Annotated in this window: 19 protein-coding genes; 17 read left to right on the forward strand and 2 right to left on the reverse strand. The window is 34.7% G+C overall.

The window, feature by feature from the left end; translation table 11 throughout:
• The first annotated feature begins 67 nt into the window (after nt 1-67).
• The 5 genes from ABEY15_RS07160 (at nt 68) to ABEY15_RS07180 (ending at nt 7,246) form a co-directional block, all read left to right on the forward strand.
• Nucleotides 68-1,213 carry a Glu/Leu/Phe/Val family dehydrogenase gene (locus tag ABEY15_RS07160; protein WP_429889422.1) on the forward strand — a complete coding sequence of 382 codons (1,146 nt, stop codon included), beginning with the start codon at nt 68-70 and terminating at the stop codon, nt 1,211-1,213.
• Nucleotides 1,214-1,606: 393 nt separating this feature from the next.
• Nucleotides 1,607-2,791 carry a CaiB/BaiF CoA transferase family protein gene (locus tag ABEY15_RS07165; RefSeq protein WP_429889652.1) on the forward strand — a complete coding sequence of 395 codons (1,185 nt, stop codon included), beginning with the start codon at nt 1,607-1,609 and terminating at the stop codon, nt 2,789-2,791.
• Nucleotides 2,792-2,803: 12 nt separating this feature from the next.
• Entirely contained in the window at nt 2,804-4,021 is a 1,218-nt protein-coding gene (locus ABEY15_RS07170) for an acyl-CoA dehydrogenase family protein (RefSeq protein WP_429889424.1), read from the forward strand.
• A gap of 75 nt (nt 4,022-4,096) precedes the next feature.
• Nucleotides 4,097-5,755, forward strand: coding sequence for a thiamine pyrophosphate-dependent enzyme (locus ABEY15_RS07175; protein WP_429889426.1), 1,659 nt, complete (start codon nt 4,097-4,099; stop codon nt 5,753-5,755).
• Nucleotides 5,756-5,803: 48 nt separating this feature from the next.
• Nucleotides 5,804-7,246, forward strand: a complete 1,443-nt coding sequence (locus ABEY15_RS07180) for an aldehyde dehydrogenase family protein (protein WP_429889428.1) — start codon at nt 5,804-5,806, stop codon at nt 7,244-7,246.
• Nucleotides 7,247-8,059: 813 nt separating this feature from the next.
• On the opposite strand, the gene ABEY15_RS07185 is transcribed toward ABEY15_RS07180, so the two are convergent.
• The gene (locus ABEY15_RS07185) at nt 8,060-9,442 is read right to left on the reverse strand and encodes a sigma-54 interaction domain-containing protein (protein ID WP_429889430.1); all 1,383 of its coding nucleotides are present in this window, start codon (nt 9,440-9,442) and stop codon (nt 8,060-8,062) included.
• 240 nt (nt 9,443-9,682) lie between these two features.
• On the opposite strand from ABEY15_RS07185, the gene ABEY15_RS07190 reads away from it, so the two are divergent.
• The 4 genes from ABEY15_RS07190 to ABEY15_RS07205 all read left to right on the forward strand — a co-directional run bounded on the left by ABEY15_RS07190 (nt 9,683) and on the right by ABEY15_RS07205 (nt 14,634).
• Nucleotides 9,683-10,714 (forward strand): aromatic ring-hydroxylating oxygenase subunit alpha, encoded by a 1,032-nt coding sequence (locus ABEY15_RS07190; RefSeq protein WP_429889432.1) that lies wholly within the window; start codon nt 9,683-9,685, stop codon nt 10,712-10,714.
• Nucleotides 10,715-10,925: 211 nt separating this feature from the next.
• Nucleotides 10,926-11,117: a DUF3311 domain-containing protein gene (locus ABEY15_RS07195; RefSeq protein ID WP_429889434.1), complete on the forward strand. Its 192-nt coding sequence runs from the start codon at nt 10,926-10,928 to the stop codon at nt 11,115-11,117.
• Nucleotides 11,117-12,595, forward strand: a complete 1,479-nt coding sequence (locus tag ABEY15_RS07200; protein ID WP_429889435.1) for a sodium:solute symporter family protein — start codon at nt 11,117-11,119, stop codon at nt 12,593-12,595. Before ABEY15_RS07195 ends, ABEY15_RS07200 begins: the two co-directional genes overlap by 1 nt.
• Before the next feature lie 50 nt (nt 12,596-12,645).
• Nucleotides 12,646-14,634 (forward strand): FAD-dependent oxidoreductase, encoded by a 1,989-nt coding sequence (locus ABEY15_RS07205; protein WP_429889436.1) that lies wholly within the window; start codon nt 12,646-12,648, stop codon nt 14,632-14,634.
• Nucleotides 14,635-14,873: 239 nt separating this feature from the next.
• Here ABEY15_RS07205 and ABEY15_RS07210 read toward each other — a convergent pair whose 3' ends face one another.
• Nucleotides 14,874-15,785: a LysR family transcriptional regulator gene (locus ABEY15_RS07210; protein WP_429889437.1), complete on the reverse strand. Its 912-nt coding sequence runs from the start codon at nt 15,783-15,785 to the stop codon at nt 14,874-14,876.
• A gap of 131 nt (nt 15,786-15,916) precedes the next feature.
• Here ABEY15_RS07210 and ABEY15_RS07215 point away from each other — a divergent pair, with 131 nt between their 5' ends.
• From ABEY15_RS07215 to gvpN, 8 genes are all read left to right on the forward strand, one after another.
• Nucleotides 15,917-19,507, forward strand: coding sequence for a bifunctional 2',3'-cyclic-nucleotide 2'-phosphodiesterase/3'-nucleotidase (locus ABEY15_RS07215; RefSeq protein WP_429889439.1), 3,591 nt, complete (start codon nt 15,917-15,919; stop codon nt 19,505-19,507).
• A gap of 246 nt (nt 19,508-19,753) precedes the next feature.
• Complete coding sequence (locus ABEY15_RS07220; RefSeq protein WP_429889440.1) at nt 19,754-20,989, forward strand: cation:proton antiporter; 1,236 nt, start codon at nt 19,754-19,756, stop codon at nt 20,987-20,989.
• 510 nt (nt 20,990-21,499) lie between these two features.
• Complete coding sequence (locus ABEY15_RS07225) at nt 21,500-21,817, forward strand: DUF3870 domain-containing protein (RefSeq protein ID WP_429889441.1); 318 nt, start codon at nt 21,500-21,502, stop codon at nt 21,815-21,817.
• A 142-nt stretch (nt 21,818-21,959) separates the two neighbouring features.
• Nucleotides 21,960-23,045 (forward strand): dipeptide epimerase, encoded by a 1,086-nt coding sequence (locus ABEY15_RS07230; RefSeq protein WP_429889443.1) that lies wholly within the window; start codon nt 21,960-21,962, stop codon nt 23,043-23,045.
• A gap of 21 nt (nt 23,046-23,066) precedes the next feature.
• Complete coding sequence (locus ABEY15_RS07235) at nt 23,067-24,098, forward strand: NlpC/P60 family protein (protein WP_429889444.1); 1,032 nt, start codon at nt 23,067-23,069, stop codon at nt 24,096-24,098.
• A gap of 319 nt (nt 24,099-24,417) precedes the next feature.
• Entirely contained in the window at nt 24,418-24,654 is a 237-nt protein-coding gene (gene gvpJ / locus ABEY15_RS07240; protein WP_069033480.1) for a gas vesicle protein GvpJ, read from the forward strand.
• Nucleotides 24,655-24,710: 56 nt separating this feature from the next.
• Nucleotides 24,711-24,971: a gas vesicle protein GvpO gene (gvpO, locus tag ABEY15_RS07245; RefSeq protein ID WP_429889446.1), complete on the forward strand. Its 261-nt coding sequence runs from the start codon at nt 24,711-24,713 to the stop codon at nt 24,969-24,971.
• A gap of 11 nt (nt 24,972-24,982) precedes the next feature.
• Entirely contained in the window at nt 24,983-25,867 is an 885-nt protein-coding gene (gene gvpN / locus ABEY15_RS07250) for a gas vesicle protein GvpN (RefSeq protein WP_429889447.1), read from the forward strand.

Below are 25,867 nucleotides of genomic sequence, written 5' to 3' on the forward strand. Positions count from 1 at the left end.
ATACAGCTTAAGATTCTTACACAAGTAATCTATTGCAAAAGATCATCTTAAAAGGAGGCTATTTAGTATGAAAAAACCTTACCTAGTTGTAGAGTGGAATGATAGTGAAACAGATGCAAAAGGGTGGTTAGTAGTACATAACTTTGTCAAAGGGTATGCTGGTGGCGGGACAAGAATGCATCCAACAGTGACAAGGGAAGAAGTTGAACGTTTGGCAGAGGCAATGGCTTACAAATATATGGCTTCAGAAAGTATCACTACAGGTGGGTGTAAAGCTGGTATTGCTTATGATTATAAAGCCCCGGATGCGTATGACGTATTAAGAAGATTTTTGATTGCGATGATGCCATATGTAGAAGCCGGAGTATCTTTAGGAAGTGATTTAGGTACGAAGTATGAGGATGTATTAAGAGTATTTGATGAATTTAATGTAGGAATACCTTTAACAAAATCGATGAAGGAAGATGTAAGTGTTCAAAATGGAATAAAAGATTTTAATAATCTGCTAGCTTCTAAAATAGATTGTTTCCTTCTAAATGATGCTGTAACAGGCTACGGTGTTGCTTTTTGCGCAGACGAAGCATGGAAATTTAAAGGTGAAAATAAAGTAGCGAAAGTAGTTATTCAAGGATTTGGTTGTGTAGGAGCAAGTTGTGCGTTGAAATTATCACAGTTAGGTTATAAAATTGTCGGCATTTCTGATGCAAATCTACTAGTTACATGTGAAGAGGGGTTAGATGTACAGAAGTTAATCGACCACAAAAATTCACATGGAGAAATGAATCGGGAGTTTTTTGATTCGAACTATGTGGTAAGAAGCAACACTGAGTGGCTTGATGTAGAGTGTGACATCTTGATTCCGGCAGCTTTAGAGGATGTCATTAATGTATCAAATGCTAGTAAAGTAAAGGCGAGTTTAATTGTAGAGGCTGCAAATATTCCAATCTCGGCTGAGGGAGATCAGATTATCAAACAAAGAGGAATCGATGTGGTGAATGATTTTGTAGCGAACTTAGGCGCAATTAGATTTTATGACGCCGTTATTTTTGGATTAGTGAAACCTGAACCTCAGACAGTTATCGATGATATTGAAAGATTAAGCAGAAAGAATACCTTTAACTTATTTAAAGAATCTAAGAAGCAAAAACGATATCAAAGAGATATTGCTTGCGAACTTTTTGAGCCTACAGTTAGAGATTATATTGAGTGTTAAAAGAAATTAAAAATACTAAAGCCCACAAAGAAAACAAATTTCTTTGTGGGTTTTTATCATTTATAGGCTATTTCGACAGCCTCTTATATTTATGAACTAGGTTAATAGATTCACAAGTAGCAAATTTTTTGAATGAGTTAAAAATGACGGTTTTGAGTGGATTTTAATTTCATTTTTCACTAATTAGATCCTTAAATACTGCCCACATTTAATAATAATAGGAATTTCGAAGTTGGCATGGGTTTTGCATTGTAAAGAGTATAACGAAAATGGAGGGCTTTTATACCTTAAATTTTCTATATACACGCAATAACAAAAATACATTTGTAACCATTTTAATTGCCCAATGGAAACTAGAATATGCGAAAGAAAATCAATGAAGAGGTGATCAAATTGCCGGGGGCATTACATGGTATCAAAATTATTGATTTAACTAGAGTACTAGCGGGTCCCTTTTGTACGATGATCCTTGGGGATCTTGGGGCTGAGGTAATCAAAATTGAAAGTATTAGTGGTGGGGATGAAACACGAGGATGGGGGCCACCATTTGTAGAAGGAGAAAGTGCTTATTATTTATGTGCTAATCGAAACAAGCAAGGGATTACTTTAAATTTAAAGGATGATAAGGGGCAAGAGGTTTTAAAAAAACTTATTTCTGAAGCTGATGTTGTCGTCCAAAACTTTAAACCTGGAACTTTAGCAAAACTAGGTTTTTCCTATGAAGAAATGAAGACGATGAAAGAAGATATTATTCTTGCATCAATTAGTGGATTTGGTAGCGGAGGACCTAACTCTTCACTTCCTGGATATGATTATATCATTCAGGCGATGTCTGGTTTAATGAGCATTACTGGAGAGAAAGATGCCGAACCAACAAAAGTGGGAGTTGCCATTTCAGACGTATTAACGGGGTTATTTACATGTATTGGAATTCTTGCCTCATTACAAAATCGAAATCGTACAGGGGAAGGACAAGAAATTGACATCTCGCTATTTGACTCTCAATTGGCTGCTTTAGTAAATGTGGCTAGCAATTATTTATGTAGTGGTGCCATTCCGGAGAGACTAGGAAATTATCACCCTAATATTGTTCCGTATCAAGTTTTTTCAGCTAGTGATGGTGAGATGGTGATCGCCGTCGGTAATGATCATCAGTTTAATCGATTTGCGTTACTTATTGAAGAACCGAATTTATTAGATGAATTATATAGGACTAATGCTGGTCGATTGCAGTATAGAAAAGAAATTGAGGAATTAATTTCAAATAAAATAAAAATAAAAAGTAAAAATGAGTGGAAAGTTCTCTTAGATAAAATTGGTATTCCAAATGGACCGATTTATAAAGTAAGTGAAGCCCTGCAGTCTGAACAAGCTAGATCAAGGGATATGGTGCTAGAAGTAAATCATCCATTCATAGATGATCTAAAGTTAGTTGGTTCACCATTAAAATTATCAAAAACACCTGTTGAAGTAGTAAGACATCCTCCATTGCATGGAGAACATACTGATGAAGTGATGAGTAAACTTGGTTATTCACAATTAGAAATAGAGGAAATGAAACGAAATAATACAATTTGAGGAGGAAATAAAATGAATTTTTCATTAACAGAAGAGCAAAAAAGTGTAAGAAAGGTAGTTAGATCGTTTGTAGATCGTGAAATTATACCATTTATAAAGGAATGGGATGAAAAAGGACATTTTGAAGTAAATATTCTAAAACGACTTTCTGAATTGGAACTAATGGGTGTATGTATTCCAGAACAATATGGTGGAGTTGGAATGGACTATAATACTTTAGCAATCGTATGCGAGGAACTAGAGCGCGGGGATACTGCTTTCCGTACGGCTGTTTCAGTACATACGGGATTAAATAGCATGACATTATTACAGTGGGGAACTGAAGAACAAAAGAAAAAGTATCTAGTTCCTCAAGCGCGAGGGAAGAAAATCGGCGCATTTGGGTTAACAGAGCCAAATGCAGGATCTGATGTAGTAGCAATGGCGACAACAGCAGTAAAAGATGGTGATAGTTATATCTTAAACGGATCAAAAACATGGATCTCTTTATGTGATGTAGCTGATCATTTCTTAATCTTTGCAAAAACAAATCATGATTTAAAGCATCACGGAATTTCTTGCTTTATCGTAGAACGTACTTATGAAGGGGTTACTACAAAACCAATTAAGGGGAAAATGGGAATTAGAGCTGGAAACACTGGGGAAGTATTTTTAGATGATGTCAGAGTACCAGCTGAGAACCTATTAGGATTCGAAGGTGAAGGGTTTAAAATTGCAATGTCAGCGCTTGATAATGGAAGATTTACAGTAGCAGCTGGTGCTTGTGGATTGATTCAAGCATCACTTGAAGCAAGCGTAAAATATTGTCATGAGCGAAAAACCTTTGGAAAAGAAATCGGAAAACATCAATTAGTACAACAAATGATCGCTAAAATGTCTTCAAATCTTGAAATCTCCCGTCTACTAGTCTATAAAGCTGGCTGGTTAAAAAATAGTGGAAAACGTAACACTAGAGAAACATCACTAGCAAAATGGATTTCTTGTAATGCAGCAAATGAGGCAGCTAATGATGCTGTACAAATTCATGGTGCATATGGATTTTCAAATGAATTCCCAGTAGAGCGTTATTTAAGAAATTCAAAAGCACCAGTCATTTATGAAGGAACAAGAGAGGTTCATACAATTATGCAGGCTGAATATGACCTAGGTTATAGGGAAGATAAAGTTTTAAGAAAAATGCTTCCAGCTTGGCCATTCGAAGAGGTTAATGTAGAAACTGTTAAATCTTAATAAAAAATTTGAGTAGAAAATAGATTGATCGATAGTGTTCTAATGTAATTGCATAGGAGAAGGGAGTGTTTCGTAATGAAAATTAGCGGTGGAAAAGCAGTAGTCAATGTTATGGCAAAAGAAGGGGTAAATAAAGTTTTTTGTGTACCTGGTGAGAGTTATCTAGGTGTTATGGATGCGCTATATGAACATCCGGAAATTAGCTTGATATCAGCTCGACATGAAGGTGGAGCCTCATTTATGGCGGAAGGGTATGCAAAAGCATCGGGTGAAGTAGGTGTGTGTATGGCAACTCGTGGTGTTGGTGCTTCAAACTTGGCGATTGGAATTCATACTGCCAGTCAAGATTCCACCCCGCTAGTTGCACTTATAGGACAAGTAGAGCGTCCTTTTAAAGAAAAGGAAGCATTTCAAGAGGTCAATCTTGTTGGGATGTTTAGCCATTTGTGCAAATGGACAGTGGAGATTGATCAAGTAGAACGAATTCCAGAGCTTTTACATCGTGCATTTCATATTGCTCGTTCAGGTCGCCCTGGTCCTGTGTTAGTAGCATTACCTCATGACATGCTAGAAGAGACAGCCGAAATGGTAGAAATCCCAGTCTATCAGTCACAGCCGGCTCGTCCACATAAAGAGAGTGTTCAGCAAGTAGTAGAAATGATTCAAAATGCCAAACGGCCGATTCTTATAGCTGGTGGGGGAGTCATTCGTTCACAAGCTGTCCCTTTATTAGTTAAATTTGCTGAAAGAGTTCAAATCCCTGTCGTTACAGCATTCCGTCGTTTCGATGCGTTTCCAAATTCACATCCTTGTTACGCAGGCTGGCTTGGCTTTGGAACACCAAAGTATTTACTTGAAGTGATTGACAATGCAGACTTAGTGATCGCATTAGGTACAAGATTTTCCCAAGTAGGAACGCAAGATTATTCATTGCTTTCAGGAAAAGGAAAACTGATTCACATTGATATTTCAGAGGATGTGTTCGGAAAAGTTTATGCTCCTTCTTTGGCAGTTACAGCTGATGCAAAAGCTTTTTTAGTAGAAGCATTAACAATTGCTTTGTCTACGCCATTAAATTCAGATGAAATGCGAGTAGATATGCTTCATAACGAATACATGAACTTTTCAAAGGCGAAGGAAGATTACACGGACGAATTTGTAGATCTGGATGGTTTTATGTATGATATCGTCTCGCATCTTCCTAAAGATACGATTATTACGAATGATGCAGGGAACTTCTTTGGGTGGCTATCCCGATATTATCGCTTTGAGTATGAAAATACATATGTCGGACCAACATCTGGAGCGATGGGGTATGGATTGCCTGCTGCTATTGGTGCAAAACTCGCTCAGCCGCATAAAACAGTTGTTTCCTTCTCAGGAGATGGGGGCTTCATGATGACGCTTCAGGAAATTGAAACTGCCGTACGTTACAACATTCCTGTCATTTCGATTGTGATAAACAACAATATGTATGGAACAATTCGAACACATCAAGAAAAGCATTTTCCAGATCGGGTAATTGGAACAGAGTTGTCTAATCCGAACTTTGCAGAGCTTGCGAGTTTATTTGGAGCATACGGTCAGAAGGTCGAAAAAAATACTGATTTTGCGCCGGCACTTAAGAGGGCATTATCATCGGGACGTCCAGCTGTTATCGAAGTTGTAACTAATCCGAAGATTTTATCTGCTGGTCAAGATAAGTCAAAAATGAATTTATCTTATAGTAAATAATAGGCTCTTTATTTAATTAGTGAAAAAAATCTAATTGGGGGAAACGATATGCGTTATGAAAACTATATTAATGGACAATGGAAACAGCCTACGCTAGGTGAATATCGGGAAAATTACAGTCCGCATAATGGAGAGTCATTAGGAGAATTTCCTTCAAGTACACAAGAGGATGCACGACAAGCTATTCTTGCAGCGAAAACCGCCTTTTTATCATGGAAGAAACTTTCATACCAACAACGAGCTTCATACCTCCAAAAAGCAGCAGATTTATTAAAAGCAAAAGTTCATGAAATAGGGCGTGATTTAACACTAGAAGAAGGGAAAACACTTGCTGAGGGTATTGGAGAAACACAGCGTGCAATAAGTATCCTTGAATATTTTGCAGGTGAAGCGAGGCAGCCAGTTGGAGAAGTAATTCCTTCAGGTAATACAAATACCTTTTTATATACAACTCGAACGCCTATTGGGCCAATTGGATTGATTACTCCATGGAATTTTCCAATTGCAATTCCCGTGTGGAAATTGGCTCCTGCACTTGTTTACGGAAATACGGTAGTTATTAAACCAGCGGATTTGACTCCAAAATCTGTTTACCATGTTATAAAAGCGCTTGATGAGGCGGGTATTCCAGCAGGGGTTGTAAACTGTGTATTTGGTAGAGGTTCTGTCGTTGGTACAGAATTAGTAGAACATCCTTATATAAAAGCAATCTCATTTACAGGATCTAATCAGGTTGGTAATCAGATTCAGCAGAAGGCTACAACAAAAGGAAAGAAAGTACAAATGGAATTAGGTGGGAAGAATCCACTGATCGTACTTGCTGATGCAGATATAGAAAAAGCAATTGAAATTGCCGTGAGCGGTGCTTTCAGATCTACTGGTCAAAAGTGTACAGCAACGAGTAGGGTGATTGTGGAAGAAGCTATTTATGAAAAATTCCGTGACAGGCTTGTAGAACGTACAAAAACATTAAAAGTTGGAAATCCACTTCATGAAGATACGTTTGTCGGTCCAGCTGTTTCTCAATCACAACTTGACGGTGTACTTGCCATGATTGAAGCTGGAAAAGACGAGGCAACTCTATTATGCGGTGGAGAAGTTCCTGCGGATGAAGAACTAAAAAATGGTTTCTATGTACAGCCCACAGTCTTTGAAGACGTCTCCCAGGATGCTCGTATTGCCAGAGAAGAAATTTTCGGACCTGTAATAGCACTCTTTAAAGTGAAAAACTATGAGGAAGCAGTAGAGATGGCTAATGATACTGAATATGGATTAAGTGCAGCAATTTGTACAAACAATTTTACAATTGCACAGCGTTTTGTTGAAGACATTGAAGTTGGTCTTGTGCATGTAAACAATGAAACAGCAGGATCAGAGCCACAAGTACCTTTTGGCGGAATCAAAAATTCAAGCACTGGGTCCCGCGAACAAGGTAAGACAGCAATAGACTTTTATACACAAGTTAAAACGGTTTATATGGATCAATTGTAATCAGTCAGGCTGAAAAATAAAAGGGCTGCCTATAAGTCAGGTTAATTGACTTATGTGCACCTTTTTTGTATCTACTTCCACATGAACCCTCTATGTGGAAGTAAATTAGAGTATTTAGCTTTTATACTTCCTCATGCCCCGTTTATGAGGAAGTAAATTAGAGTATTTAGCTTTTATACTTCCACATGAACTCTTTATGAGGAAGTAAATTAGAGTATTTAGCTTTTATACTTCCACATGAACCCTCTATGAGGAAGTAAATTAGAGTATTTAGCTTTTATACTTCCACATGAACCCTTTATGAGGAAGTAAATTAGAGTATTTAGCTTTAATACTTCCACATGGCCCCTCTATGAGGAAGTAAATTAGAGTATTTAGCTTTTATACTTCCACATGAACTCTTTATGAGGAAGTAAATTAGAGTATTTATCTTTTATACATCCGCATGACCCCTCTATGAGGAAGTAAATTAGAGTATTTAGCTTTTATACTTCCTCATGAGCCCTCTATGAAGAAGTAAATTAGAGTATTCAGCTTTAATACTTCCACATGCCCCCTCTATGAGGAAGTAAATTAGAGTATTTATCTTTTATACTTCCGCATGACCCCTCTATGAGGAAGTAAATTAGAGTATTTAGCTTTTTAACTTCCTCATGATCTCTCTATGAGGAAGTAAATTAGAGTATTTAGCTTTAATACTTCCACATGCCCCCTCTATGAGGAAGTTATATTCAGCATCTATCTGTATTATATTCATGGACCTTCAATGCAAAAATACCCGGCTATTTACCGGGCATTTTTGTATTTTCACATTTATTTGTAAAAGTCTAAATCACTACAATATTTACGAACTAATCTAGCTGCTTTTGACTGGCTGATTTCTAAATCATCTGCTACTTTTCTTGTATTCCTAAATTTTGTATAAGAATTAATTACTATGTTTTTCTCAACTTCTTCTAGAGAAGATAGAAGCGAGCAATCACTTTTTTCTTCATTGACCGGACTCTCTTTTTTATTTTCAATTAATAGATCAGTCAAGTCCTGCACTTTTATAATGCCATCACTTGTTACGACTAGGCTTTCAAGCATATTTTCTAACTGTCGAATATTCCCAGGCCATGAATAGTTGTAAAAAGTATTCAAAGCTTCTTCAGAAATGATCGTATTCATTTGGTGTTTTCTATTAAACTCGGAAAGAAAATGGTAGGTTAGTGGAATGATATCTTCTTTTCTTTCGCGTAGTGGAGGTATTTTTAAATTAACTACATGTAGGCGATAATATAAGTCTTCTCTAAATTCCTTATTCTGTACCATTTCATATAAGTTTCGATTCGTAGCAGAAAGGATGCGAATATTGACTTTTTTTGATTGTTTGCCTCCAACAGGCATAAATTCAAATTCTTGAATCACTTTTAGAAGCTTTGCTTGAACCTTAGGTGATATATCCCCAATCTCATCTAAAAATACGGTTCCTCCGTCTGCAAGTTCTAAAAGTCCTTGTTTGCCACCTTTTGTTGCTCCAGTAAACGCTCCATCTTTGTATCCGAAAAGCTCTGATTCTAATAGTTCTTCCGGAATGGTTGCACAGTTTAAAGATAAAAAAGGTGCTTTATTTCGATTGCTCTTCTGATGTATGTATTTTGCGATTACTCCTTTTCCTGTACCAGATTCTCCTTGAATTAATACTGTTGCATCTACTTTAGCAACCTTTTCACAAATCTTAACGATATTACTCATTTCTTTGTTATTCGTAATAATATTATTTTTATAAATTGCAGCTTGATCTACTTCATTTATTTCTTGCTCATCGGGTAAGTATAAATCTTTATAGCTTGCATCTTGTGAAGTGGTGATAATTAGCTCAATTTCCTGCTGATCATTCAATAAAGGGATGGCTGTTGTGATGATTTCCTTGCCAACATAACTGATTTGTTTCATTATGACCGTTTTCTTTTCTTTAAATAAACGTGGGAGAATAAGAGGCTTCCAATATTCTTTTGAAATTAATTCATCGTTTGATTTTCCGACGACGTCTTTTAGTTTAATACCATAATGTCTTTCACAAGCCTTGTTTATATACACGATACGAGCATCTTTATCAAGTACATAAAATTCATTTGGAGAATTGTCCAATATTTTTTGTAGGATCTCATTACTGAACTCAAGTTTTAGTTTGTCATTTGTTGTATTTGGCAAAACGTAACCTCCTCTAAAAAGATTTTCTAATCTCGCAAAATAGCAAGTTGAGTTAAAATTGACTGAATTGAGTAAATTATAAGATAATTATTTTGATTTGGAAATAGATAATTAGTGGTATCTCCTTATAGTAAAGCTATATCAAAATTGGCATAAATCTTGCAAGAGTTAATTAATAAAGGATGGATTCAGTTTCAGATGAAATCTAAAAAATCATTAACCAAGGGAGGAATCATTATTATGTCTACAAAGGAAACAGCACATACTTTACAAACTTCATTGCCGTATAAAACATATGTCAGCCAAGAGGTATTCGATACAGAAAGAAAAGAGATTTTTAGTAAAAATTGGATCTTCGTAGGTCATACAAGTCAAGTTAAAAACGTCGGTGATTTTTTTACTTTTGAGGTTGCTGGTGAATCTATTTTAGTAACACATGCTAATGATGGTAAAATACGTGCGTTTTATAATATTTGCCCACATCGTGGTACAAAGGTGGAGCAAAGTGAAACAGGTAATAAAAAGATCCTACAATGTATTTATCATGGTTGGACCTTTAATTTAGATGGGCATGTAAATAGAGCACCAAACTTTAAAAATATTGATTTAGGAGAATATAACTGCTTAAAGTCGGTCCAATTAGAAATTCAGCGCTCTATGATATTTGTAAACTTGGATCGAAATGCCAAAGCTTTTTCTGTTGAATATGAAGAATTAATAAATGAACTAAACCGTTATTCTTTCCTGGATTCATTACAATTAGTAAAAGAAAACCGTCGTTTGATTAAAGCAAATTGGAAAGCGGTAGTTGATAATTTCTTAGAGTGTGATCATTGTCCAGTGGCACATCCTTCATTCTCGAAAACTTTTGATTTATCGAATTACAGCATCGTTCCTTGTGATAAATTCTCTTACCAGTGTTCAAATGTTAAGAACCAAGATGACAGCTTAACTCGTTTTTACTGGATTTGGCCAAATATGATGATGAGTGTATTCCCTGGAAGTGGAAATATGACGACAACACAATTGATCCCAATTGATGCCAACCAAACGTTAGCAGTCTATCGCTATTTCTTTATGAATGAAGAAATTTCGAAAGAAGAAGAAGAAATGATTAAATTTGTTGATCAAGTCCGAGAAGAGGATTTTGATTTAGTAGAATTGTTGCAAACAGGTTTACATTCTAAAGCTTTTGAAAATGGAATTTATTCTCCAACTGAGAACGCGATGCAGCACTTCCACGAATTGATTAAAGAAGCAATTGACTTATAATCTAGTTTCTTGAGAAAAAAGATTATTACTCGAGAAGACAGTTTTTGAAATCAGATAAATAGTGGGAATTTGTGTTTTAAAAAGCTAAGTATTCGAATTCATAATAAAAAATTCAAATGAATCATACTCAGCTTTTCTTTTTTTATTTTTGAAAACGCTTAAATTATATTTTTACCTATTAATCTAGTCGTTTAAAAAAGGAGGGTATCAAATGAAAAAATTATTGTATGTATTAAGTGCGATACCAGCTATTGGTTCACTCTCGGTTATTAATAAGGTTGAGCCATATGTTCTTGGAATGCCGTTTGTTTTATTTTGGACGATATTATGGGTTTTTCTTACGGCTATATTTTTATTAATTGTGAATAAACTAGATCCCGCTAATAAAGGGGGCGATCAATAGTGAATTCAGCCTTAATTGTTATCCTTGGCTTTCTAGCTTTATCAATTTGGTTAGGCTTACAAGCACGTAAGGGTAAAGAAATGACCTTTGAACAGTGGTCAATTGGTGGACGAGGTTTTGGTTCTCTTTTTGTTTTTCTATTGTTGGCAGGAGAAATGTTTACGACATTTACTTTTATGGGGGCATCGGGAAGTGCCTATTCTTTTGGAATGCCGGCAGTCTATGCTTTTAATGCCTTCTATTTTATTATAGCTTATTGGCTGTTACCTCCTGTTTGGAAATATGCAAAAGAAAATAACGTTGTATCACAATCTGATTTTTATACGAAAAAGTATAATAGTTCAGCACTTGGTGTTCTTGTTTCAGTTATTAGTATTATTTCAATCATTCCATATTTAACAATGCAGTTAAAAGGGTTGGGTATTATTGTTTCTGAGGCTTCATATGGAAAAATCCCTCAAAGTATTGCTATTACGATTGCTGTCTTTGCGATCACAATTTATGTAACGGTTTCGGGCATTCATGGTTCAGCTTGGACGGCCGTTATTAAAGACTTTTTGATTTTATTTGTTGTAATCTTCTTAGGGATCTATTTTCCTGTACATTATTACGGTGGTTTTCAGCCGATGTTTCAGGCAATCCAAACTGCTAAACCTGATTTATTGATATTTCCAGATAAAGGTTTAAGTGTTTCTTGGTTTATTACAACTAGTATCATGCTAGCACTCTCTTTCTACATGTTTCCTCATATGCTTATGGGTGTTTTTTCTTCAAAGAGTGCAAAAGCTCTTCGATGGAATGCTGCATTTATGCCAATCTATCAAATTATTATTGTCTTCTCTCTATTTGTTGGATTCGCTGCAATTTTAAAAGCTCCAACTTTAAAAGGTGGAGATGTGGATTTAGCTTTATTTAAACTCGCAAAGATTTCATTTGATCCTTGGTTTGTAGGAATTATTGGTGCATCGGGCGCTTTAGCTGCACTTATTCCAAGTTCGTTAGTTTTAACTTCTGCAACTACAATCTTATCGAAAAATGTTTACAAGGTTTTGAAACCAAATACAACAGATGATCAGCTTATAAAATTAACTAGGATTCTAGTTCCAATTATTGCACTAGTGACACTTTATTTCACCTTAAATGGTGGCGATACGATTATGACACTGTATATTATGGCGTACAGCTTTATGGCACAATTGTTCCCTGCATTGTATTTTAGTCTTTGGAAAAAGAATCCAGTAACAGTTCAAGGAGCTTCTGCTGGAATCATCATTGGTGTTGCAGCTGTTACGTATTCCACTTTAACTGGTACTACGCTAGCAACTCTGTTTCCCTCTTTTCCTCATGTCGTACAAGATATTGATGTTGGTTTAGTTGTAATGGTTATTAATTTTGCAGTAACGCTAGTAGTAAGTAGAGTTACAAGAAAACCTAAATTTGTAGTAGAAAAGAACGATCAGATGCTTACTAATTTCTGAGAAAATGTATAACGAATTATTTATTTTAGGAGAAAGGAAGTGGTTCAATTATGACTGACTTTAAACACCTATTCTCAAAAGTGACGATTGGAAATACAGAACTTAAAAATAGAATTTTATCGACAGCACATCAAACGAATTATGTAGAAAATGGCATTCCTACTCCTGAAATGATTGCCTATCATGTTGCCCGTGCGAAGGGAGGGGCTGGACTTATTATTCTTGAAGCGGCTGCGGTTCACTCATCGGGCATGCTGACTTCACATACGATTGCGGGATTTGATGAAAAAGTGGTACCAGCTTATGCAGAAATTGCTAAACAACTTCATCAATATGGCACGAAAGTTTTTAGTCAATTATTTCATGGAGGTAGAGAAGTCGTATCAAGCGATTATCGTAATGCTGCTTGGGCACCGTCTTCTGAACCAAGTTTTCGATTTGGAATAATGCCTAGACCGATGAACATTGATGAAATTAAAGATGTCATAGAAGGATATGCTTATTCAGCTTTATTAGCTAAAAAAGCTGGTCTTGACGGAGTAGAAGTTTGTTGCTCCCATGGTTATTTACCAGCTCAATTTTGGTCTAGTCATACGAACTATCGCACAGATAAATACGGTGGTACCTTTGAGAATCGAATGCGTTTTATAGTAGAAATAGTACAACGAATCTGGGGAAAAGTTGGTGAAGATTTTACTGTAGGAATTCGAATGAGTGCAGATGAAATGACAATGGATGGCACGAATGTAACAGATGCGGTGAAAATCGTCGAGCATTTAGTTGAAAACGTTAGAGTAGATTTTATAAATGTAACATCTGGTGACTCAAGTACATATGCAGGTTCGACTCATATCGTTCCACCTTCCCCAATCAAACATGCTTATAATTCTTCACATTCATTTAAAATTCGGATGGCTGGAGCGGTTCCAGTTTTTGTCGGCTCAAGAATCATAGACCCTATGGAAGCAGATCGGATTGTTGGTTCAGGAAAAGCGGATGTTGTTGGAATGACTCGAGCTTTAATTGTAGATCCTGAATTACCAAATAAAGCAATGAGAGGGGATTTACATTCAATTGATGCATGTTTAGGTTGTATTCAAGCTTGCATTGGACATTACTCTAAAGGCCTCCCTATTGGATGCGTTCAAAATCCGATGGCTGGTAAAGAAAAAGAATTATTACCGCTTGTCCAAAGTGTAAAAGTAAAACAAAAAGTACTTGTCATTGGTGCAGGTCCTGCTGGATTACATGCTGCATTAACTGCCGATGGTGAAGGACATGAAGTAATATTAGTTGAACAAAGTGATGAGATTGGCGGATTACTGAGAAAAATGAGAAAGGCTCCAATGCGACATGAAGTAGCTGAAACGATGATAGACAATTATAAAAGAAAGCTATCAAAAAGTAAGATAGACGTCCAGCTTGGAAAGAAAATTACCCCTGAGAAAATAACAGAGATAAAACCAGATGTTATTATATGCGCAATAGGATCAAGACCATACTTTCCACATGTAGAAGGCATCGATGACCCGAGAATCATAACAGTTGATGACATTTTCGGTAGAAACTCTATCCAAATTGGAAAGCGGGTATTGGTATTTGATTTAATTGGCGATTGGCCAGGAATAGAAGCAGCTATACATTTGAAAGAGAAAAATCACGATGTTTCCTTGTTTTCCGCTAAGGTTCACATTGGAAAAGAACTACATTCATATCTAGTAAATGAATATCTAAAAAGACTCTATCAATTAAAGGTGGACGTTCGTCCGCATTATGATTTTGGTGGTATTCATAATAACCAGGTCAAATTGAGAAATCTTTTTACTCATGAGATTGAACTGATAAACGACTGGGATACAATTGTACTTGCGATGGGACGAGTACCAAATTTTGAGCTTTTTGAACAAGTGAAAGGTATGGCTCCAGTTGTTCGACAAATCGGGGATTGTTTAGCACCTCGTACCATTGAAGAAGCTACGTATGAAGGGTTAACGTCAGCTCTTGAAATAGGAGTTGTTTCTTCTGAAGTTCATGCATAGGAAATTTTAAATACTTGTGTGCGCACCGACTGTCATATCATAGTTAGGCTTTTCATTTCTTCTATTATGACCAAGAATAGATAGAATCTCTACTCTTGTAAATTAGTATGTGGATAAGCAATTGATATTTAATGCCTACAACTATGAAAACTTTTATCTAAAATTATAAAAAATAAATGACTATTTAAAAAGGCTGGTCTAAAAGGTATAAATTACCTTTTAGACCAGCTTTTTCAATCCTATTCATTTCCTATTTTCTTTAAGGTAAATTCTTTCTTTAATTCATTAATATATTTTTTTTCAGCTAATGAAAGTGGTGGATACTCTTTACGGACACAACCTACATAAAAGGGACGGTGATATGGATTAATTAGATCAATTGAAATGCCTTCCCCAGATTTAATAAGAGGCTCATTTTGTACGACAAAGTCTGTGCTAATTGTTATAGCAATATTTTCTAAGACTGCGCTTTTAATGCTATCAATATTATTTGTTGTGAATAAAATGTCTGTCTTGCTCTTTAAAAATTCATCATAATACCATTTCAAATATTGTTCCTCATGTATGACAAATGTTTCGTGTGATAAATCTTCTATCGTTAATTGTTTACATTCCGCTAAAGGGTGGTTTTTACTTACGCAAACTTTGATATTAACTTCATGAAAAATATCGAAAACTAATTCATTGTGAGCTTTTAGTAACTCATCATAAATCCAAATCAAACCGAAACGAATTTTATTTTCTTTTACGTCTTTTATTATATCTAGCGTATTTTTTCCATAAACCTCTATTTTTGTATTTGGACTTTCCGTTTTAATCAATTTAATTACTTTGATCAGATAGTTCATTAATCCAGGTACGGAAGCTAAATTGATTTCTTTTTGCATTCTAGCATTTTGGTTGATAGCAAGCTGCTTTAATTTTTCGGCGTGTTCCAATACATTGAGGGATTTTTCGATTAATCTTTCACCTTCAGTGGTAGGAATTGTACCATTACGTAAACGTGTAAAAATTTTAAATCCGAATTCTTCTTCTAAATTATTTATAGCCTGAGAGATTGCGGAAACAGAAATATGTAGGTTCTTTGCTGACATTGATAGTGATTTCGTTTTCGAAACATCTACAATATATGCTAAATGGTCTAAATTCATTTATTTTCTCCTTAAGAAATAGTTAACTTTATTTAAGTATAATTAAATATATTTTAACCTATTTTAATTTTATAATAATTTTGGGGATAATTTTTAATCAAATCCTAATAAAGTATTTAAGGGGAATATAAATGAGGAGAAAGAACCGTAAAAATTCGAAAGCGATATCATTTTCATTAGCATTATCTTTATTAAGTATGTCAGTTGTGAGTACACCGGCGTATGCTACATCAAAAGAGGCTGAACCTGTAAATGTGCTTGCATCTAAAAAGAATAAAGATGAAAAGGATTTAGTAAACTTTCGAATTATGGAAACGACAGATATCCATACAAATTTATTAAACTATGATTACTATAAAGATGCAGCATATGAAAAAGTGGGATTAGCTAAGACTGCTACGTTAGTAAAGGAAGCTCGTAAAGAAGTTCAAAATAATGTTTTAGTCGATAATGGGGATTTAATACAAGGTACTCCACTCGGTACTTATGAAGCAAAAATTGACCCGTTAAAAAAAGGAGAAGTTCATCCTGTATTTAAAGCAATGAACATAATGGATTATGATATTGCAACTTTAGGTAATCATGAATTTAACTATGGATTAGACTTTTTAAACGAAGCATATAATGATGCTGATTTTCCGTACATTAATGCAAACGTTTACGTAGATGATCACGATAAAAATCCTACTAATGATCAGAACAAATTTAATCCTTATAAAATCATTAAGAAAAAAATGATTGATGAACAAGGGAAGAAGCAAGAAATTAAAATTGGCTTTATTGGGTTTGTACCGCCTCAAATTAATGAGTGGGACAAGGCAAATCTTGATGGAAAAGTTATCACTAAAAATATAGTAGAAACAGCTAAAAAATTCATTCCTGAAATGAGAAAAGACGGTGCAGATGTTATTGTTGCAATGACTCATTCAGGATTTAATGCAAATAAAGAAAATACTGAAGACGTTATTTATTCATTAAGTGAAGTACCTGGTATTGATGCAATTACGTTTTCTCATACACATAAGGTATTTCCAGCAAAATCAGAGGCTACACTTGATGCATTATTTTTAGGGGCAGATAAAAAGCCATTACCAGGTGTTGATAATTCGAAAGGAACAATTAATGGCGTACCTGCCGTTCAAGCGGGATACGGTGGTGGTTCATTAGGATTAATTGACCTAACACTTAAAAAAGAAAAAGGAAAATGGTCAGTAATCAATTCCCAGTCTTCAACAAGAGAAATATGGGCAGATGTAAAGGATCCTTCTACTGGTAAAACAAAAACAGAAAGTACAGTAGTTCCAGATCAAGAAATCGTAAATGCTGTTAAACCAAATCATGATGCAACAGTTAAGTATGTTAATACACCGATTGGAACAACTACTGATGATATTCATAGTTACTTTTCATTGATACAAGACGATCCATCGATTCAAGTAGTTACAAATGCACAAAAATGGTTTGTAGAAAAATATATTGCTGAAAAGAAACCAGAATATAAAGAATTACCAATTTTATCAGTGGGTGCGCCATTCAAAGCTGGCCGCAATGGTGTAGCTGAATATACTGAGATTAAAAAAGGCGATCTTACGATAAGAAGTGCAGGCGACCTTTATCTTTATGATAATACGTTAAAAGCAATTAAAGTAAAAGGTTCTATTGTTAAAGAATGGGTTGAAATGACGGCTGGTAAATACAATCAAATTGATCCTAATAAAGCAGAAGAACAAGCATTATTAAATCCAGCTTTCCCTGTTTATAACTTTGATGTAATTGATGGTGTGAACTATCAAATTGATGTAACAAAACCAGCAAAGTATGATTTGAACGGAAATCTTGTTAATAGTAATTCAAGTCGAGTAATAAATTTAACTTATAATGGACAACCAATTGATTTAAATCAGGAATTCATCGTTGTAACAAATAACTATCGTGCTGGTGGTGGTGGTAATTTCCCAGGTGTTAAAGGTAGTGAACTTGTAGTAGATTCTGCTGATGAAAATCGTCAAATCTTAATGGATTACATTTCTGAATCAAAAACAATTACACCAACTGCAGATCATAACTGGTCGATTGCACCGATTAGCGGAAATGTAAATGTAACGTTTACGACTTCACCAAGAGCGGAAGAATTTATAAAGCCAAATAGTGATATTACATTTACAAATAAAACGGATCTTTCAGGATTTGGCATTTTTAAAATAGATTTAGGTACTGCTCCAAAAGAAAATATTAAAGTTCAATTACTTGGATTAAATGATTTTCACGGACAACTTGATACAGACACAAAAGTTACGCTGAATGGACAAGAAGTACTAGCAGGAAGCATGGAATACACAGCTGCTGCTATGAAACAACGTGAAGCAACTAATCCTAATACATTACTAGTTCACGCTGGTGACATGATTGGTGGTAGCCCACTGATTTCCGCATTGTTCCAAGATGAACCTACTGTAGAAGTTATGGAAGCAATAGGCTTTGATGTTGGTACAGTTGGAAATCATGAATTTGATGAAGGTATAGCTGAATTAAACCGTATGATTAATGGTGGTGAACATCCAAAGGGTACAAAAGGATATGATGGAATGAACTTTCCAGTAATCGCTGCTAATGCATACGATACTTCAACTGGACAATTAATCACACAACCATATGCAATCAAAGAAGTTGGCGGTAAAAAAATTGGTTTCATCGGTGTTGTTACACAAGAAACGCCATCAATGATCGTTCGAAAAGGAAACGAAACGCTTGAAATCCGTGATGAGGTTGAGGCAATTAACCACTATACGGAAATTCTAAAAAAACAAGGCATCGAAGCAATTGTCGTACTAGCACATAATCCTACACTACAAACGGGTAAAGCAGACTTATTTGATGCAACTGATATTGCTGAAAAAGTTGATGATGAAGTAGATGTAATCTTTGCTGCTCATAATCATGTATTTGTTAATAAAGAAGTAGATAATAAATTAATTGTACAAGCTTATTCGTACGGTTCTGCATTTTCAGATGTAGACTTAGAACTAGATGCAGTAACAGGTGAGATTGTTAAGAAGCAAGCAGAAGTAGTAACAGTTTATCAAAAAGACTATACACCAGACCCGACAGTTTCTGCGATCATGAAAAAATATGAAGATTTAATTATGCCAATTAAAGCTGAAATTGTTGGAGACTCAATGCAAAGTTTACCAAAAGGATATCCATCTTCTGATACTTATGGTGATTTTGCATTAGGTAATTTAATTGCAGATGGAATGAAAGCTGCGATGAATGCTGACTTCGCAATGATGAACGGTGGAGGAGTTAGAGCGCAACTTAACGCTGGTCAAGTTACGTTTGGTGATTTATTCGCAATTCAGCCTTTTGGAAATGTATTAAATAAAGTAATGCTTAGCGGTCAAGACATTGAAACAGTATTAAATAACCAAATTACCGATAAGGGCTTAGATTTCCATATCGCTGGATTTAAGTATACGTGGGACTCATCGACTAAAAAAGTAGTAGACATCTTTTTACCAAACGGTAGTAAAATTGATCCAAACAAAGAATATTCAGTAGTAGTAAACAACTATATGTACGGAAATACAAAATATGGTATTGGCGAACGTTCTACTGATTTAGAAGTAGGACCAGAAGATCTTCGAGCGACTGTAGATTATGTTAAATCACTTCCAAGACCTTTCGTTTATGAAGTTGAAGGAAGAATTCAAAAAGTGAATTAAAAGTATTTCAAAGGTTTTCTAACTAAAAAACGCATTCTATATATGAAATGTCAGCTTGTAGACAAAGTGGTAATTTCCAATTGTCTACAAGCTATTTTTGTATAAAGGATATATTGATCTTAATATGATGAGAATGTTTCAATCCTTATTTTCAAAATTATGTCTTCATATCGTATTAAAAAAATTAAATGGAAAAAAATAGAACTATGAAGTTTTAGGCTGTTAGAAAGTAGGTTTAAAAATGATATGGAAACAAATTTAATTGAAAATGCGAATAGTTGGATTGAAAGTATATTAATTCTTTTGTTAGCAGGAGTTTTAGTGTGGATTTTGGCAAGTAAGTTAAAAAAACCATATACAATTTTCCTTGTCATATTAGGTTTATTAATTGGTTTATTAAATTTTCCTTTTTTTAATAAAATAGCCTATATGTTTAGTGACCATCAGTTTTTTTCTGTCATTGTTTTAAGCTTCTTTTTACCCTCTTTATTAGGAGAAGCAGCAATTAAATTAGAGTTTAAAGATATAAATAAATTTAAAGGGGAAATTGCAAGACTAGCATTATTTGGGACATTCTTAACTTTTATCATCATTGCACTAGTATTGACTTATATTTGCCATTTACCATTTGTCGTATCGCTTACGATTGCTTCTTTAATGTGTGCAACCGATCCAATTTCAGTAATGGGTATTTTAAAAGTGATGAAGGCTAAAAAATCAATAGCGATAAGTTTAGAAGGAGAAAGTTTATTTAATGATGGAATAGCTGTGGTGCTATTCAAAATTTCTACAGTTTACATTATAAGCTTCATGAATAAAGGGTTATTTGGTGCTTTAGGGGCAAGTTTTATTTTATTTCTTAAGATTGTCTTTATAGGTGTGATTGTTGGATTAGTGTTAGGATTTATCGCTTCTTATTTAATTAGCTTAGTTGATGATTACCCGCTTGAAACAATGGTTTCATTTCTTTTATTTTACGGTAGCTATTTAATTGCAGAAATATTTCATGGAAGTGGAGTTATAGCTGTCGTTATTGGTGGTATTGTTTTTGGTAACTATGGCAAAAAAATAGGAATGAATGAAAATACAAAAAATTATATGTATAGTTTTTGGGATATTATTTCATTTATCTCAAATACAATTTTATTTTTGCTTATCGGAATTGAAGTGTACCGATTAAACATTTTCTCTAATTGGAAATTAACTTTGTTTTCAATTTTAATTACCTTAATTGCCAGAACAATTGCAGTTTATATTAGTTTATTTAAAGCAAAGAGTTTTACAAGTGCTGAAAAGTTTCTTATTAATTGGGGAGGATTAAAAGGAGCTTTATCAATTTCACTTGCATTAACATTACCTCATAATTTTCCTTATTTTAAAAGCATTGTACTAATTGTATTTGTAAATGTAGTTTTTTCTTTATTAGTACAAGGTTTAAGTATTTCGAGTTTAATTGCAAAGATAAAAAAACAAACTATTTAAAACGTGAAACGAGATAATATAGTGATAAAGGAGAATATAAAGTTAATAAAACAAATTGCAGTATTTGGGTACGGAAATAATCTTTTTAATTCATTTACAAACTTTGGACATTATATTTTCAAGGAACAAATCTAAGAACTGGTAGCTTTAATACAATAAAACATTCTTATAATTCCATTTAAAACTGACTACTTTTAGTTGTATCGTTTTAAAATTATATCTTAATAAGAGGATAGTAAAAAAAGAATGAATAAGAAGTTAGAAACCTCTTGTACTTCAAGAGGTTTCTTTCGTACTTAAATTTTAGATGTTTGCTTAAAATCTAGTAAAAAAGTAAGAGTCTCCATCTAGTTCACATTTCCTTTTGTTAAAGCAGAATATTCATAATATATTGTCAAAATCAGTTTCGTATATTAAGATATACTATAAGCGAATACATATGCCGTTGCCAATTCTTTCCTTTCCGGTTGGAGTTTTGCACGGAATACCTGATTTGCGGGAGGAAATAAATTGTTCAGTAAAGATACTATTTATATTATTGGAGATGCAAAGACTTCATCTAATAATCCAATTATGCAGAAGTATAATGCTTTTTTTATTGGATTGGTAGTCGATCAAAAGAGTCATTTGATTGTTGATGCTGATTGCTCAGCTACTATTTCTCTAACTTCATCCTTTGTGAAGCATTTATTCGAAGGGCAATCGATGTTAAATGTGGATGGAGTAATAGATGAAATTAGTACACGGTATTTTGGTTCATCCCAAAAAGCTTTGACTGTAGCGTTTAAAAATGCACATATAAAATACATGCAAATAATCGAAACGTAATGCTGCTTTATCTATTTTCGTAGATGAAATCCAGCTATTAGCAGGGGAAGTCCCTTTCTAATAGCTGGATTTTTTATTTAATACTAGATTTTCTGAAGTTTACTAGAAACTCATTTTATTCTAAATAGAAAGGAAAAAAACAATGATTATACAATCAATACAAGTTCAAACAGAAGTTTTCCCTTTAAAAAAGCCATTTAAAACAGCTCTTAGGACAGCTACCGAAATAGAGAACGTCTTTGTATATGTCCAGTTAGAAGACGGGATTGTCGGAGTAGGAGCTGCAGCACCAACTTTAGCCATTACTGGTGAATCAAAAGAAAGTATTGAAACGATTTTAAAGACTGTCCTTACACCACTAATACTAGGAAGAGATATACGAAATATTAATGAACTCTCTTTAATAATTGAACGCTCATGTGTGGCAAATACAAGTGCAAAGGCCGCAATGGAAATCGCACTGTATGATGCATTATGCCAACATCTTAATCTTCCACTCTATCAATATCTTGGAGGGCGGACAAATCAATTAAAAAACGATATGACCGTTAGTGTAGGAACAGTGGATGAAATGAGTCACGATGCGATGCAAATAATCAAGGACGGCTTTTCTATTTTGAAAATCAAAGTCGGAAAAGACTGGACAAGGGATATGGAACGAATTATGGCAATCCGTGAAAAAGTCGGTAATGACGTCACAATCCGAGTAGATGCCAACCAAGGATGGACTCCAAGACAAGCCGTTTCGATTATCCAAGAATTAGAACAACTGAATTCTAAAATCGAGTTAATTGAGCAACCCGTACATGCAGGTGACATTGATGGATTAAAATTTGTTAAGCAAAACGTCAATACACCAATCATGGCCGATGAAAGTCTTTTTTCTCCACAAGATGCACTACGATTGATTAAAGAGAATGCAGTTGATCTTCTAAATATTAAGTTGATGAAAACAGGGGGAATTAGAAGAGCACTGCAAATTGCAGATATTGCTGAAAGAGCGAATATTCCTTGCATGATCGGAAGTATGATGGAAACTTCGGTCTCAGTACTTGCGGCAGCACATATTGCTACAGCGCATCCGAACATTCAAAAAATCGATTTGGATGCACCACTTTGGTTAAAGAACCAGGATTTTGATGGAATTGAATTTATAGGTGATGAAGTGCACTTATCTTTACTACCTGGCTTAGGGCTACACCGAGGATTTTCTAAAAGTCTTCGTTAAAATAAGGAGAGGAGCTTTACGATGAAAAAGACAAAAAATTTAATTTTAAGTTTATGTGTTGCAGGTACTTTACTTTCTACAATGGCAAACCAATCTTTAGCAAAATCTCAAGAAGAACTTACTCCAGGTGAGACAGCTTACATAGATGTGTCTGTTTCAACACAATGGACAACAAATGGTAGATTCCAAGTTAGAGATATTGATGCGCCATCTTTAAGCAATCCAGTTGATCCGCGTCAATGGTCTGCTAATATGGAAGATACAGAAGTTCGTCGTTGGCTAACAAGTTATCTTGAAACTCAAGCGGTATATGGTACAAAAGTAACCATTTTAGAAGAGTCAGGTGACTGGGTAAAGGTTGCTGTAGATGGACAACCTACTCCACGTAACACCCTAGGTTATCCAGGTTGGATGCCAAAAAGACAATTAACAACAGATAATCGTTTAGAGAATTATAAGGATACCCCGTTTATTATGGTATCTAGTCAAACGGCTTGGTTGTATGATGGAAAAGCTCTAAATCATAAGTTTATGGAAATTAGCTTTAATACACGATTACCTGTTATTAAAGACTTTGGGGATGTCGTAATGGTTGCAACACCAGATGATGGTAATAAATTTATTAAAAAAGAAGATGTTTCCGTATATCAAAACGAAAATCAATTTCCTAAGGCAACGCCTGAAAATTTAATTAATACAGCGAAGAAGTTCCTTGGTTTACGTTACTTATGGGCTGGTGTATCTGGATTTGGGTTTGATTGCTCAGGATTTACATATAGCTTATTTAAGTCATATGGTATAACAATTCCACGAGATTCTGGCCCTCAATCTAAGAGTGGTAAGGAAGTAAACAAAGATGAGATTCAACCAGGAGACTTACTATTCTTTGCAAGTAAAAACGGAACAGGATCAGTACATCACGTTGCAATGTATATCGGTGATGGTTTAATGATTCAAGCTCCTAATGCTGCTAGAAGTGTTGAAATTATTCCGTTAAACACACCTGGCTATATTGAAGAGTTTTCTGGTGCTCGTCGTTATTGGGAGGAATAATTAAGTAGAGAGTTTTCTTAATATAGAAACGTTGAAAAACCATGAACAATTGCACTTGTTCATGGTTTTTTATTTTTTCAATTTGCTATGATACCAGATTTATTTCGCTTTTTCTCTGCTGATTGCCCAATAAACGAGGTTATGCTTCAATTGGAAAAAATTGGAGTGTGGTAATTTTGATTCATTTTGAATAAAGTCTATCACTCTCAACTTGCTTGTCCCATAGGATAGATGGAAAGAGATAGGATCTCGATCGAGAAAACCTATTTTCTCGTTTTCTATCATTTCTTTCTTATTTTAATTAAGAAAGGAGGGATACATGTTGGCTTCCATTCAAAAAAGTGTAGATTCTTCCAGCCTAGCTGAAGTAATCGACCGTATTCTTGATAAAGGGGTGGTAATTGATGCATTTGTAAGGGTATCACTTGTCGGCATCGAGCTTCTAGCAATTGAAGCTCGTGTTGTCATCGCAAGTGTTGATACTTGGTTACGATATGCAGAAGCAGTAGGATTGCTGAAAGACGAAGAAGAAGAAGAGGAAGAGGAAGTTGCTTAAGCAAGTAGGGCCAAGGCTTTATGCTTTGGTCTACTTTTTTAGACAAGGGGGCTATTATGGAAATTATTAAAATACTAGAAGTAGTAAAAACTTTTTTTGGGCAGTATATTCGACCAGTTCATAGAATTACTCACCTCCATAAATCTGACAAAGGTTGGGAGCTAACCGTTGAGGTAATTGAAGAAAAAGAATATATGAAAGCTCATGCTAAAGAGGAGTTAGTAGGAGTTTATACTGTTTTGCTCAGTGCTGAATTAGAAATTGTTTCATTTCAAAGAAAGTCATTGCGTGCTAGAGGCGCAATTCTACATGAATGAGGGGGAGAACAATGGAAAAAAGCTTTAGATCGTCTCCTTATTTGAATAGCTTAACAGATAGGGTACTGTCATATTTACAATCTGGATTTTCAGTCCATCTTACAGGACCAGCTGGTGTTGGAAAAACATCACTTGCACTTCACATTGCAAAACAAATGGGTCGACCGTTTCTATTAATTCATGGAAATCACGAAATGACTAATAAGGATTTACTTGGGAGTTTTAATGGCTATACAAACAAAAAAGTGATAGATAACTACATTCATTCTGTCTACAAAAAAGAAGAAACGATTAAAGAAAACTGGGTTAACGGCCCTATTATAGAAGCTGCAACAAAAGGATATACATTGATTTATGATGAATTCACTCGTTCACATCCAGAAACTAACACTCTATTTTTATCAATTTTGGAAGAAAGAGTGATCCCCTTATATGGAATGAAAAGGAAAGAGTCTTTTTTGCCAGTACATCCTAACTTTTCAGTTATTTTTATAAGCAATCCGCAGGAGTATGTTGGTGTATTTGAAGCACAAGATGCACTTCTTGATCGATTAATTACGATTCCGTTAGAAAAAATGGATCATGAAACAGAGTGCTCCATCTTATCACATCTAACTGGATTATCGGATAAAGAAAGTCTTTATATTGCTAATTTAGTGCAAATTGTCCGTCATCATTGCCGAAAGATTGAACCTCAAAGTCTTCGTACCTCAATCAAGTTAGCCACTATCGCAAAGCGAAATAATATTCCAATTACAATTTATGATCAACAGTTTCAAATCTTATGCACAGATATTTTTTGGTTTCATCTCAAACAAGCAGATAAAGTTCAAACATACTCTCAAGCAAAACAATTCATTGTAAAAATTGTCAGTTTGCAAATGGAGGGAGATTAA

This window comes from Gottfriedia acidiceleris (assembly GCF_050457485.1).
In the GTDB taxonomy this organism is placed as follows: Bacteria; Bacillota; Bacilli; order Bacillales; family Bacillaceae_G; genus Gottfriedia; species Gottfriedia acidiceleris_D.